This window comes from Thalassolituus sp. (genome assembly GCF_034111725.1).
Lineage (GTDB): Bacteria > Pseudomonadota > Gammaproteobacteria > Pseudomonadales > Oceanobacteraceae > Thalassolituus.
Window position 1 is genome coordinate 1 of the sequence record NZ_JAWUWR010000015.1, and the last position, 12,486, is coordinate 12,486.

At 47.0% G+C, this 12,486-nt stretch carries 9 protein-coding genes; 3 read left to right on the forward strand and 6 right to left on the reverse strand.

Going from position 1 to position 12,486, the window contains the following annotated elements:
* Positions 1 to 470 precede the first annotated feature (470 nt).
* A complete protein-coding gene (apbC, locus tag UXZ23_RS02545; RefSeq protein ID WP_320819087.1) occupies positions 471 to 1,565 on the reverse strand; it encodes an iron-sulfur cluster carrier protein ApbC in 1,095 nt (364 codons plus the stop codon).
* A 90-nt stretch (positions 1,566 to 1,655) separates the two neighbouring features.
* Here apbC and UXZ23_RS15600 point away from each other — a divergent pair, with 90 nt between their 5' ends.
* The gene (locus tag UXZ23_RS15600) at positions 1,656 to 1,775 is read left to right on the forward strand and encodes a potassium transporter TrkG (RefSeq protein ID WP_414491447.1); all 120 of its coding nucleotides are present in this window, start codon (positions 1,656 to 1,658) and stop codon (positions 1,773 to 1,775) included.
* A 285-nt stretch (positions 1,776 to 2,060) separates the two neighbouring features.
* Here UXZ23_RS15600 and UXZ23_RS02550 read toward each other — a convergent pair whose 3' ends face one another.
* Genes UXZ23_RS02550 through UXZ23_RS02570 form a run of 5 tightly spaced genes read right to left on the reverse strand, consistent with a single transcriptional unit; the run spans position 2,061 to position 8,695 of the window.
* Entirely contained in the window at positions 2,061 to 2,342 is a 282-nt protein-coding gene (locus tag UXZ23_RS02550; RefSeq protein ID WP_320819088.1) for a hypothetical protein, read from the reverse strand.
* 54 nt (positions 2,343 to 2,396) lie between these two features.
* Positions 2,397 to 4,013 (reverse strand): dipeptide ABC transporter ATP-binding protein, encoded by a 1,617-nt coding sequence (locus tag UXZ23_RS02555; RefSeq protein ID WP_320819089.1) that lies wholly within the window; start codon positions 4,011 to 4,013, stop codon positions 2,397 to 2,399.
* 8 nt (positions 4,014 to 4,021) lie between these two features.
* The gene (locus tag UXZ23_RS02560; RefSeq protein WP_320819090.1) at positions 4,022 to 5,455 is read right to left on the reverse strand and encodes an ABC transporter permease; all 1,434 of its coding nucleotides are present in this window, start codon (positions 5,453 to 5,455) and stop codon (positions 4,022 to 4,024) included.
* Positions 5,452 to 6,429 carry an ABC transporter permease gene (locus UXZ23_RS02565; RefSeq protein WP_025265750.1) on the reverse strand — a complete coding sequence of 326 codons (978 nt, stop codon included), beginning with the start codon at positions 6,427 to 6,429 and terminating at the stop codon, positions 5,452 to 5,454. The genes UXZ23_RS02560 and UXZ23_RS02565 overlap by 4 nt, the downstream gene beginning before the upstream one ends.
* Before the next feature lies 1 nt (position 6,430).
* On the reverse strand, positions 6,431 to 8,695 hold the full coding sequence (locus UXZ23_RS02570) for an ABC transporter substrate-binding protein (RefSeq protein WP_320819091.1): 2,265 nt from the start codon (positions 8,693 to 8,695) through the stop codon (positions 6,431 to 6,433).
* A gap of 260 nt (positions 8,696 to 8,955) precedes the next feature.
* Here UXZ23_RS02570 and UXZ23_RS02575 point away from each other — a divergent pair, with 260 nt between their 5' ends.
* Complete coding sequence (locus tag UXZ23_RS02575; protein ID WP_320819092.1) at positions 8,956 to 11,685, forward strand: HAD-IC family P-type ATPase; 2,730 nt, start codon at positions 8,956 to 8,958, stop codon at positions 11,683 to 11,685.
* 198 nt (positions 11,686 to 11,883) lie between these two features.
* Positions 11,884 to 12,465, forward strand: coding sequence for an electron transport complex subunit RsxA (gene rsxA / locus UXZ23_RS02580; RefSeq protein WP_320819093.1), 582 nt, complete (start codon positions 11,884 to 11,886; stop codon positions 12,463 to 12,465).
* Positions 12,466 to 12,486: the final 21 nt, after the last annotated feature.

Sequence of the window (12,486 nt, forward strand, 5' to 3'; positions counted from 1 at the left end):
TCCCATCATCACGCGGTTTTTCAGCGTGGTGAAGCCCAGATCTAATGGTTCAAGAATATGTGGGTACTGACTCATGGTTGCTGCCTCGGTCATAACAAGTTGTTTTTTTATAGATGCAGCCAGTTTAGCCCGCTTCGCAGCAAAATAAATGACCGTAACAAGCAGATCAGTAACTATTTAGAACAAATGGTACTGATTAGGAAGATTTGTTGGCTATAGCTTTGGTTTGTTGGACGATTTTGTAACGGCTGGCGCTGCTTGTCACCCTTCATAAGTCGTCACTGCTCGCTGGCGCTCCCTGAGTAACTCCTACAGAGACACCATCTTCAAACAAATAAGCAGATGCATTCAGAAAGAATGATAGGAGGGAGACGCCATGGTCAAACAAATAAGCAGATGCATTCAGATGACATTGTAGGAGGGAGTCAACGAACGCTTCTTGTTCGTACTCCCGATTGCAGGTTGGCACCCTAGTCTTCGCTGACATCAATCCCAGGTATCATAACCCCAGCAGCCGCTCGCTTAGCCAACTCAACGGCCATACGACGGGCAGCATGTCGATACATCATGGCGACTTCAGATGAATCGTCAGCAGCAACGGCAGGCGTGCCGATATCACTCTGTTCGCGAATGTATTTAGACAATGGCAATGAACCTAACACTGTGGTGTTGTATTGCTCAGCCAATCGGTCGGCACCATTTTCACCGAAAATATGTTCTGCATGGCCGCAATTCGAGCAGATGTGCATGCTCATATTTTCAATAATACCCAGCACCGGAATGTTCACTTTATTGAACATTTCTATACCTTTTTTCGCGTCGGCAAGGGCAATTTCTTGTGGTGTAGTAACAACCACAGAGCCAGATACCGGGAATTTCTGGCTCAGAGTTAACTGAATATCCCCCGTACCCGGGGGCATATCAATGATGAGATAATCCAGTTCACCCCATTGAGTCTGGGTAAGGATCTGCATCAGTGCACCTGATACCATAGGACCACGCCACACCATTGGTGTGCTTTCGGTCACTAAATACGCCATCGACATGGTTTTAAGACCATGCGCCTCAATCGGCACAAACCATTTACCATCGCGCGTGTCAGGGCGTGTACCTTCTTTAACACCAAGCATGATGCCTTGGCTTGGGCCATAAATATCGGCATCAAGCAAACCCACTTTGGCACCGTCTTTCGCTAAAGCAATCGCAAGATTAACTGCTGTGGTCGATTTACCTACGCCGCCTTTGCCGGACGCCACGGCAACAATGTTTTTTACATTCTCTACCGCTTCAACACTGTTTTGGCTTTTGCTCTCAGCAACCGACCAAGTTACGTTCACGCTTGCGCTGTCACAGCCGTCGATGTTTTCAAGCGCAACTTGCAGCATTTGAGCAACGCCACTTTTCAAAAAATCAGAAGGATAATCGAGGTGGATGTCGACACTTACACGACTACCGTCTATGCGAATATCGCGTACACAGTTGGCGGCGACGAGATCAGTTTCAAGATACGGGTCGGTATAACTTGCCAGTGCAGCGTTCACTTGAATCAGAGATAACTCAGACACAATCCACTCCTATATATAAAAATCGGGATGGCTGGATTGTACGCCGCAAGACAAAGAAAGTCAGCGATAGTTGGAGGAACAGACGATTGCATGGGTTATTTTAATAGTCATACCCTACTCTGGATAAGCAATTTTTTTATGGTGCTTGGCGCTATCAACTTTGGGCTGCATTTTCGTGTATTTAGCCATCGCGATTATTCTGACCGTTAAGATTTTTAATCGCAGCCTCAAGCAAATGATTCATCCACATGGTAAGTTTGCAACTACATATCAACGTAGCCCAGTGCAAACAAAGGTGCGTAGCGCGGTAACGGCGTTTATGTCATTTTCAGCGATTTCAACCATCATAATTACCCTAATGCTAATGACAACAGGCTTAGATTTTTGGTCGTCGCTGTGCGGCATGCGTGAATGTGTTAGGGCCCGGATTTGGCGAACTGGGTACAAATTTTGCGCCAGTATCCGATGCTGGAACTTGGTTACTTTCTGGAAAGACTAAGAACGATTACCCCAAATTTTAGCAATTGCGCGATCGCTACCTAAAGCACCGACAATGACACAAACACATCCAGCAATAAAAAACACAACACTTGGGATCATGGCACCAAATTGCCCGCCCACGATTGCCAAAACAATCGAAATCGTCGATAAGGCTAAAAACAAACTACCGACACCTATCAGAATGGTGCGATGTGATGGCTTGTAGCTATATTCTTCCGTGCCTGCTTCTAATGGCTTCAAAAGCGGCGAAAATAGTTTTCGTAAAGTATCTTTCATAAATCCTCTAAATTACGACCAAATAATTGGTATGAAACGCATCTGGGTTGTGAATTAAACGTGCTCGGGAATCATGGGCACGGCACTCAGTAATTGCTGAGTATATTCATGCTGTGGATTCTGCATCACTGCTTGGGTCGAACCTTGCTCTACAATTTTCCCATCCTTCATTACTGCGACACGATGGGCAATATGCGGAATAATGGACAAATCATGCGTGATAAACAAATACGACAGCCCCATTTCTTGCTGAAGCTCTTGCAGTAGTTGCAATACTTGGCCACGAATAGATACGTCTAACGCACTGGTCGGTTCATCACAAATAATCAGCTGTGGTTTCACGGCAATAGCACGAGCAATGGCAATACGCTGACGCTGCCCACCAGAGAACTCATGCGGGAAACGATCCAAATGTTCCGCCTCTAAGCCCACGCGCTGCAAAATTCTGCGGATTTCTTGTTCACGCTCAGATTTGTTCCATTTTCCGTCGTTACCACCAACGTTTAAACTAATCATCCCCTCTTCGATAATTTCCCGCACCGTCATGCGCGGATTCATCGACGAAAATGGATCTTGGAAAATCACCTGAATACGTTTACGCAGATCAATAAATTCCGATTCATCAAGCTGATCAATGCGCAAACCATTAAAAAGTACCTCACCATAAGTCGTTGGAATTAGCCGCAAAATTGCACGGCCTGCTGTACTTTTACCTGAGCCAGACTCCCCGACTAAGGCTAGCGTTTCGCCGTGACCAATGGTTAAGCTAATGCCATCAACCGCTTTGGTATAACCGGCTATTCGTTGCAGTATTCCCTTGCGTTGGGCAAACCAAACACAGACATTATTCATTTCCAGCAAGGGAGTTTCTTCTTGAGCAATAGCTTTACGAAATGCATCTTGTCGCGGTAGCGAATGAATTAGCTGCCGACTGTACTCATGCTTAGGGCTACTAAAAAACACATCTCGTGGAGCTTGCTCTAGTAATTGCCCATGGCGCATAACCGCAATACGATCGGCCATTTCCGCAACAACACCCATATCATGGGTAATGAGTAAAATACCCAACTGACGTTTTTTACGCAGCTCATTTAATAAATTCAGAATCTGCTTTTGAATGGTCACATCTAAAGCGGTGGTAGGTTCATCGGCAATCAATAACTCCGGTTCGCATGCCAAAGCCATGGCGATCATGACGCGCTGCTTTTGCCCACCCGACAACTGATGCGGATACCAAGAAGCACGTTGCTCCGCATCCGGAATTCCTACTTCTTCCAGCAATGCAATAATATCTTGCTTAAGCTCAGCGCCCGAACGTTTACGGTGCAGCGTTAATACTTCACCAATTTGTCGACCAATGGTGTGCACAGGATTCAACGAACTCTGGGGCTCTTGAAATACCATAGCAATACGACGCCCGCGCACACCGTTCATTTGCGCTTCAGTTAGGGTGAATAGCGACTGTCCAACCAAGTGCACATCGCCACTCGCGATATGCAAACCGTCGCTCAGTAATCGCATGATCGCTAACGAGGTCACCGATTTACCGGAACCACTCTCTCCCACCAAAGCAAAGACTTCACCCGCGTCAATATGAAAACTGATGTCATCAACTAGACAGTGCTGCCCGACGCTGACGCTTAAATTTTGAACTTGCAATAATGTAGACATAACGACTCCTAAACCCGCCCGTGAACTGAACGAGGATCGAAAGCATCACGCACACGATCAGAAAATAAGTTAGCCGCTAACACCAACACAAACATCAATATAAATGCCGCGGATACCGACCACCAAACCACAGGATCACGCGCCAATTCGGCACGCGCTTCGTTAATCATATTGCCCCAACTGGCCATCGATGGATCAACACCGACACCGATGTAAGATAGAACCGCTTCGGCTAACACAAAGGCGCTAAAATCGAGGACCAGTGCAATCAAAATAATATGATTCACATTAGGTAAGATATGCCGGAAGATAATGCGCCAATCCCCGACGCCGAAGGCATGTGCTGCTTGTACATATTCTAATTGGCTCAATTTTAAGGTTTCTGCACGCAACAAACGGCATAAGCCTGTCCAACTGGTAACACCTAAAATAAAGCACAAAGCAATAAACTTGAAATCCGCACGTTCACTGATCAGCTTAAATTGCTCGGGGTTGGTTTCAATATACACATCGATTAATAACACCGACGCAGCGATTAATAAGATGCCAGGAATTGAATTTAAGGTGGTGTAAATATACTGCACAACATCATCTATCTTCCCCTTGAAGTACCCTGCAGCAATACCGAGTACAACCGCTAAGGGCAAGGTTACCAAAGTTGCTAACGTACCAATTAAAACACCGGTGCGAATCGCTTTGATACTTTGATATAGCACATCTTGACCAACCTTATCGGTACCCAAAATATGATAATACTGACTTAAGTTCAGGACCCAGCCGCATAGCAATACTAAAATGGTTAAAGTGGTATAAATAACGGTCCAAGGTAATGGATGCTCAACAGGCGGCTTACGCCGACGCCACGCCGAATGCAAAAAAATCACTAAAAGGCAGGGCAAAATCGTCAAGCCAATGGCTCGGGCTGTCTTAACCCAGATATCCAATACATGCTCTTCATCGCGGACAATATGCTTACCTCCATGCTCCAAGCGCGGAAAGGCACGAATAACATAACCCGCATCTGATTCTTGATTTTCTTTTGCAAACGAATACAAAGCAAAGGGAGCTGAATAGGTTTTTTCATCTTGGCTATCGAGGTCGTGCAGAATAATATCCAACACGCTACGCACGTCTTGGCTGTAATGAACAGTCCCATCGGCTTCTTGGGAAATCGCCCCATCACTGCCCTCAACCGGCGGTAAAGCCGTACGAAAATGCAGCGAATCTAACAAGGCAATCAGCACATAGAACACAATGACGATAAAGGCACCCGAGCCAATTCGCGTAGTAAATACATGACGCCACCGAGCACGAGCAACTGGATTACGGCTTAAATTTATAAAAAATGCTATCAAGCTAAACAGCAAGATAAATATAAGAATATCGCTCCATAAGAGCATGGGCTGAAACATGCTGAAATCACTAAACCTTGGAAATGTCATGATAAGCGCACCCTTGGATCAACGAGGGTGTAAGAAATATCGGTTAGCAATAAACCTAAGATATAAAGTACAGAACCTAAAAACACCATCGACCGCACAATGGCAAAATCTTGTGCCTGAATCGCATCTAGGGTGTAACTCCCTAAACCCGGAATCCCAAAGAAAGACTCCACCAGCAGGCTGCCCATAAAGAGCGAGGGGATAACCACCACCACGCTGGTTAAAATCGGAATCAAACCGTTAGGTAGAATATGTCTGAATAACACGGTTAACTCAGGTACACCTTTAGCCCGCGCCGTACGAACATAATCTTTACCGGATTCTTCTAAAAATAAGGTTCGGTATAAGCGAGTACCACCACCAATGCCACTTATTACCCCAATGATTACTGGCAGTATTAAAAAGCGAATGGCATCAGGGCCGGTTAAATAGCCCGATATCGGCACTAAGTGCCAGAGTTTGGCAAAGAAGAACTGACCGCCAATCACGTAGAAAACGCCCGAAATCGACATCAACACCACACACAAAACCATAGCGGCGGTATCGAAAACGCTGGCTCTGAACATCACCACAAATAGTGAAAAGGCAATATTAACCGCAATACCGATGATAAACGTCGGCAACGCCACCATTAAACTCGGCCACATGCGCTGTTGAATATCGGAGCCGATATTACGACCCTCATCCGACTTACCAAAATCAAAGGCGAATAGGCTCAGTGATTTTTCATAAAAAATGGTATCGGTCACTAAACCCAAACCACCCGCTTCTGTATTAAACATGAGCGGTTTGTCGTACCCGCGCTGTGCCTTCCACTGTTCAATCGCTTCTTCCGATACGTGCTTATCGCCTAGCTGAACACGAGCCATTTGATCGGGTGTATTCACCACAAAAAACAGTGCGAAGGTTAAGAGGTTAACACCGAGTAAAATCGGAATGGCATAGCCCAAACGACGAATAATATAAGCCAACATATTAGTGCCCTCCTACATTATTAGAGGAAGAGTCATCTGCAATGCGGTGCTGCTGGCGACGCTTAAAAGCAATCCAGCCGGGAAAAGCAAAAATCGCTATTAGTAAAGCAACCAGCCATAGTGGCGCCAGTATCGGCTGATTCCATTCGTGCTGTTTTTCTCCACGAAGCTGAGGATCAATTTTCAAATACTTCAAAATAGACTTACTAATACCGTGAGGCTTACTGTTGCTCACCCATTGATTATTTAATACATATGAATGCGGATGCCATGCCGAAGCCCATGGAACATCGTGCTGCATAATACGGATCATGCGACGAATAATTTCCATACGCTCTGGCGAGTCTTCCATTAATTTCATTTTTTCAAACAGGCGATTGTATTCCGGGTTATCGTAGTTCGTTGAGTTCACACCCGAGCCTCCAGAAACCACTTGACCGTTAGCGCCGTAAAGCAGGAATAAAAAGTTTTCGGCATCAGGGTAATCGGCCATCCAACCCCACTGAAACATCTGCGCATTGCCTGTTTGCATTTTTTCTTTAAAGCGATTGTAGTCGGTGCCACGTATATTGAGTTGCACGCCGATTTTCTTAAACTGTTTTACCATCCAGTTTTGCATAGCACTTCCGCCAGAACCTCCGGTGGTATCTAAGTTTAAAACTAAGGGTTCACCCGTTGTGGCGGAGCGTCCACCAGGGTAACCAGCTTCAGCTAATAAGCGTTTTGCTTCGTCTATTGATTTACGCTCGGCACTGCCATCGACCCAATCGTAAACATACGGGTTAATACCTTCTTCACCGGTTTGGTAACCAAAAATCCCCGGTGGAATTGGGCTCATGGCGTCTTCACCGCGACCATTCATAAAGATAGAAATCATTTCTTTTTGGTCGTATGCAATCGCAATGGCCTGACGCAACTTACGTGCTTTTTCGCGCTGCTGGGCATCGCCTACGTTACCAACAATAGGGTCCAGCATGTTGAAGGCGAAATAATACGTGCCCGGTACAACCTCTAAATCTAAGGTCACACCACGCTCTTTCATATCATCGCTTAAACTAATACCTTGGCTGCCCACGCTAATTGCTTGATCGAAGCTATCACTGGCAATACCGGAACGGTCGTAATAGCCCTGCAAAAATTTGGTCCATAACGGAATGGCTTCTTTTTCTAGGCGGTATACGGCTTTATCTACAAACGGCAGTTTTGCACCGGCATCTTTTAATAACCCTGCATCACCATCAGTCGATTCGCCTTCGGCTGGATAACGGTCATCCCGATAATTCGGATTTCGCTCTAAAATGATCACTTCGTTAGGATCATTGCGCGTCATCATGAATGGCCCAGTACCCACCGGATACCAGTTCAAAACAATATTACGATCGGCTAAACCCGGCTGATGATAAAAACGGTCAACCTCACGTGCCATGGGCGCAAAGAAATGAAACGCTAACCAATATTTAAACTGCGGATATTTGCCATTTAAACGAACGCGATAGTGATAATCGTCAATCGCTTCGACACCACTCATCGTCAGAGTATCTAAATCAAGCCAGCCGTTAGGTTGAGTTAATGATTTTCTTGCTGTGGTGACTGCATCGCTAAATTCCGTCATACCAACGATGTATTCGCTTAATAGCCCCCTAACTGGCGACAGCAATGTGGGATCAGCAAGACGCTTAATTTGATACACGTAGTCAGCGGCAACCAATTCGCGGCTGCCCTGTTCGGTAAAATCGTCAAAATGCTGATACGCCGCACTGGCTTCTGGAGACGCAAATAAGTAACTCGGTTCACCTGCGCTATTCAAAGCAAATGCCGGATGCGGCTGATATTGAATGCCGGGCTTTAATTCGAATAAGTATTCGCTGTAGGCCACATTTTCCGCGTCTGCACTCACTTGATTACCATCGGCATCAAGATAGCTAATATCCGGCATATGTGTAAGGGTATTAGGTTCTAGCTCGTAGGGGCGCTTTAAATAGTGATACTGCAGAGGTGCATCGTAAATTTGATCGATAAATCGGCCTTCGTCGGCACTATACGAGCGAGCAGGATCGAGATGTTTAGGGCGTTCAGAAAAACTGGAGTAAATGATGTTTTTGCCAAATTCATCGGCCAAATGGGGGTTATTCCAAGTTTCCTCGCTGCAACCCGCTAGCAATCCACTGCTCAATAACACAGTGATTGCCACGCCGCATCCCGCTACACCTCGACCACGAGGCCTAAACAACCGGCTAAGCGGTACTAAACAAAACGCTGAAATCATTTTTTGCTCTTAATACCAGTTCAAATGACCGGCTTATGGTTATTATTCCCCGCCATCGCAACAACACTAAATGGCATGTAAATAGGTTAACGTTAGAGTGTGCCAAGATTTTTAGGCTTAGCAAGCCCTTGATGGCCATATACTCAGAAGCGCTCAGCCACTAGAGAAACGAAAGTAACAAATTCCGAACTTGCTACGCATCAAGATCATCGACTTACAAACCACATAAAATCCCAAGAGTGCATCACCAAGAGAATCTTATGACTACGCCAACTGAACTCGCCACAACGATTGCTGATGCGCCCTACGCTTGTGACAGTGAGGCGCTCGTCGAACTGCTTGCTAGCACTAAGGTTGGATTAACCAAAACCGAAGCCGCAGCACGGCTGGCACAATTTGGCCCCAACACCCTCCCCTCCGCTAAGCCCATACCCGCTTGGCGACGGCTGCTAAAACAAACACAAAACATGATGATCTATGTGCTCGCTGGCAGCATGCTTATCAGCCTTGGGTTGCAGCATTTTATTGATGCCGGGGTGATCTTCGCGGTTATTGTTACCAATACCTTGGTTGGTTTCTTTCAAGAAGGTAAAGCCGAAAATGCCCTGCGCGCCATTATGTCGATGACGCAGACTAAATGCTTAGTCATACGGAATGGCGAACTGTTTAGCCTTGATGGCGCACAACTCGTCCCAGGCGATGTAGTGATGCTACAGGCGGGAGATAAAGTCCCTGCAGACTTGCGCATTATCACTAGCAAGGACCTGTATTGTGATGAATCATCATTAACCGGCGAATCACTGCCCAGCGCAAAATCAGTCACAGCCGTTAAAGTCGATACTCCCCTTGCCGAGCGTTCGTGTATGGCCTACATGGGTACGCTGGTCAGTCGCGGCAGTGCCCACGGCTTGGTATGTCATACCGGAGCAAAAACAGAAATCGGTAAAGTCAGTACTATGGTCGATAAGATCACCACCGAACCGACCTTACTGCAAAATCAGATCGAACAATTTGCCAAGCGCCTTACGATTGTCATTATCCTTGCCGCTGTCACCACTATAGCCATTGGAATGGGGCTTTATCAGTACGATATCGCCACGATGTTCCAAGCGGCTATTGCCATTGCAGTCGCGGCTATTCCAGAAGGTCTGCCGGCCGTCGTCACTATCGTATTAGCCGTCGGCGTGCAGCGCATGGCCAGCAAAAATGCCCTAATGCGTCGACTGCCGTCGGTTGAGGTACTCGGTTCTGTGGATATCATCTGTACCGACAAAACAGGAACACTCACGGCAAACGCCATGACGGCTCGACGCATCGTTAGCGCGCACCATAGCTTTCATATTCATGGTGAAGGCTATGATCCCGAGGGTGAAATTCACAGCAACGATACCGATACATCGGCGCAACATGGCGCGTTTTTGAATCAAGCAGCCATCGTCGCTCTTCTATGCAACGACTCAAGTATTCAACCGCCTAATCTCGACAATACAGATTGGAGTGTTAGCGGAGACCCTACGGAAGCTGCCCTGTTAGTATTTGCCTTAAAACATGATGTAGTCAGAGAACAAATCCAGCACGAATGGCCACGAGTCGATGAAATCCCGTTCTCCAGCGATGCACGCTACATGGCCACCCTGCACCACAATCAGGATGGTCAGCGTCTTATTGCCGTTAAAGGTGCGCCTGATCGAATTATCGAGTTTTGTGATCACCAATTTGGTCCTCAAGGTTCAGAGCCACTGGATAGCGAATATTGGCAAACCCAAATGGACTACTTGGCATCACAAGGCATGCGTGTCCTGGCGCTGGCCTACCGAGACGATATTGATGGCCCGAACTTAACCCATCAACACGTTGAACAGCATTTAACGCTGCTGGCCTTGATCGGCTTAAATGATCCACCACGAGCTGGGGTACGCGAGAGTATTCAGCAGTGTCATAACGCCGGCATTCAGATAAAAATGATAACGGGAGACAACCCGATCACAGCTCTCGCCATTGCCAAAGAGCTGGGCATGAATGCCGATGAGGTAATGACAGGAGCCGAGCTGGATCAACAATCCGCCGAGCAACTGGCCGACAGTGCCGAACGCTGTCACGTATTTGCGCGTACCAGCCCAGCCAATAAACTCCAACTCGTGAATGCCTTACGTTCTCGCAACCATACCGTTGCCATGACCGGCGACGGTGTCAACGATGCACCCGCACTGCGCCAAGCCGACATTGGTGTTGCGATGGGTAAAAAAGGCACCGACGCCGCACGCGATGCGGCCGACTTTGTGCTGACCGACGACAATTTCTCAACCATTACCCATGCCGTTGCCGAAGGCCGCAGTGTTTACGACAACATAGTCAAAGCCATTATATTTATCTTGCCCACCAGCTTAGCCGAATCACTGGTGATTCTAGCGGCGATCTTATTAGGGCAGCTGCTCCCCATTACTCCTGCACAAGTGATTTGGATTAATACCATTACCGCCATTACACTAGCACTCACGCTAGCGTTTGAGCGCGCCGAAGACGACATAATGCAGCGGCCACCAAGAAGCGGCCAACAACCTCTAATGACGCCCGCTTTGCTCTGGCGAACGGCCTTTGTCGGTGTTGGTGCTGCTGCCATTGTTTTTGTACTATTTCGTTATTATTTAGCCCAAGGTGCGAGTGTCGAAATGGCGCGCACCGTCGCGGTAAACGCCTTGGTAATGATCGAGGCTTTATATTTACTCAACTGCCGATTTTTACGCCGGAGTATTTTCTCGCTGTCATTATTCAAAGGTGCGATGCCCAGCCTTTTGGGTATCTTAGCGGTTGCTATATTGCAACTCGGTTTTACTTACTGGTCGGTTTCGCAATCCATATTTGATCTTGCCGATTTGGCACTGCACGACTGGCTGATCATTACCTTAGCCGCTAGCCCGTTAATTTTGTTGGTGGAACTGGAGAAAGTCGTACTGCAACATTGGCACTCGGCTTCGCCATCCCCCCAGTAAAAATGAGGCGATACCTTCAAATAAATGGGGATATCTGACTTTGCGGCACGTTTTGACGTAACAGTTACTATCCTTATTCCAATTCGTGCTTAGAAACTCCAAAAACCGTGTTGTACGACATAAAGAAGTTTTGGGATAATGCGCCCCCAAATTTAATCTGGCGGTTTTGCCTTTGCAGACCGGCCTTCGGAGCCACTGATGACCGACTACCTGCTCATTCTGGTAAGCACCATCCTGGTAAACAACTTTGTACTGGTTCAGTTCTTAGGCTTGTGCCCTTTTATGGGCGTGTCGAACAAGCTAGAAACCGCCATTGGCATGGGTGCAGCAACGACCTTCGTGCTGACGTTGGCGTCGGTGTGCAGCTACTTGGTTTACACCTACCTATTGCTACCGTTTGACCTCGCTTACTTAAAAACCATCAGCTTCATTATGGTGATCGCTGTTGTTGTAGGTTTCACTGAATTAGCCATTCGCAAAACCAGCCCTTTGCTCTATCGCGTGCTGGGTATTTTCTTACCGTTGATTACCACCAACTGCGCAGTTTTAGGTGTTGCCCTATTGAATATCAAGCGTGATAACACCTTTGTTGAATCCATTCTTTATGGTTTTGGCGCAGCAGTCGGTTTCTCCTTGGTCATGGTCTTGTTCGCGGCGTTGCGCGAACGTCTTGCAGTGGCCGATGTTCCGACCCCATTTAAAGGCAACGCGATTGCTATGGTCACCGCGGGACTAATGTCATTGGCCTTTATGGGCTTTACTGGCTTAGTCAGTATTTAAGGGAGTATTTAGACGCATTAT

What these genes read in the sequence shown, in the direction of transcription:
- UXZ23_RS15600 (WP_414491447.1), top strand. Translation starts at nt 1,656, where the DNA reads ATGGGTTATTTTAATAGTCATACCCTACTCTGGATAAGCAATTTTTTT.
- UXZ23_RS02550 (WP_320819088.1), bottom strand. Translation starts at nt 2,342, where the DNA reads ATGAAAGATACTTTACGAAAACTATTTTCGCCGCTTTTGAAGCCATTA.
- UXZ23_RS02555 (WP_320819089.1), bottom strand. Translation starts at nt 4,013, where the DNA reads ATGTCTACATTATTGCAAGTTCAAAATTTAAGCGTCAGCGTCGGGCAG.
- UXZ23_RS02560 (WP_320819090.1), bottom strand. Translation starts at nt 5,455, where the DNA reads ATGACATTTCCAAGGTTTAGTGATTTCAGCATGTTTCAGCCCATGCTC.
- UXZ23_RS02565 (WP_025265750.1), bottom strand. Translation starts at nt 6,429, where the DNA reads ATGTTGGCTTATATTATTCGTCGTTTGGGCTATGCCATTCCGATTTTA.
- UXZ23_RS02570 (WP_320819091.1), bottom strand. Translation starts at nt 8,695, where the DNA reads ATGATTTCAGCGTTTTGTTTAGTACCGCTTAGCCGGTTGTTTAGGCCT.
- UXZ23_RS02575 (WP_320819092.1), top strand. Translation starts at nt 8,956, where the DNA reads ATGACTACGCCAACTGAACTCGCCACAACGATTGCTGATGCGCCCTAC.
- rsxA (WP_320819093.1), top strand. Translation starts at nt 11,884, where the DNA reads ATGACCGACTACCTGCTCATTCTGGTAAGCACCATCCTGGTAAACAAC.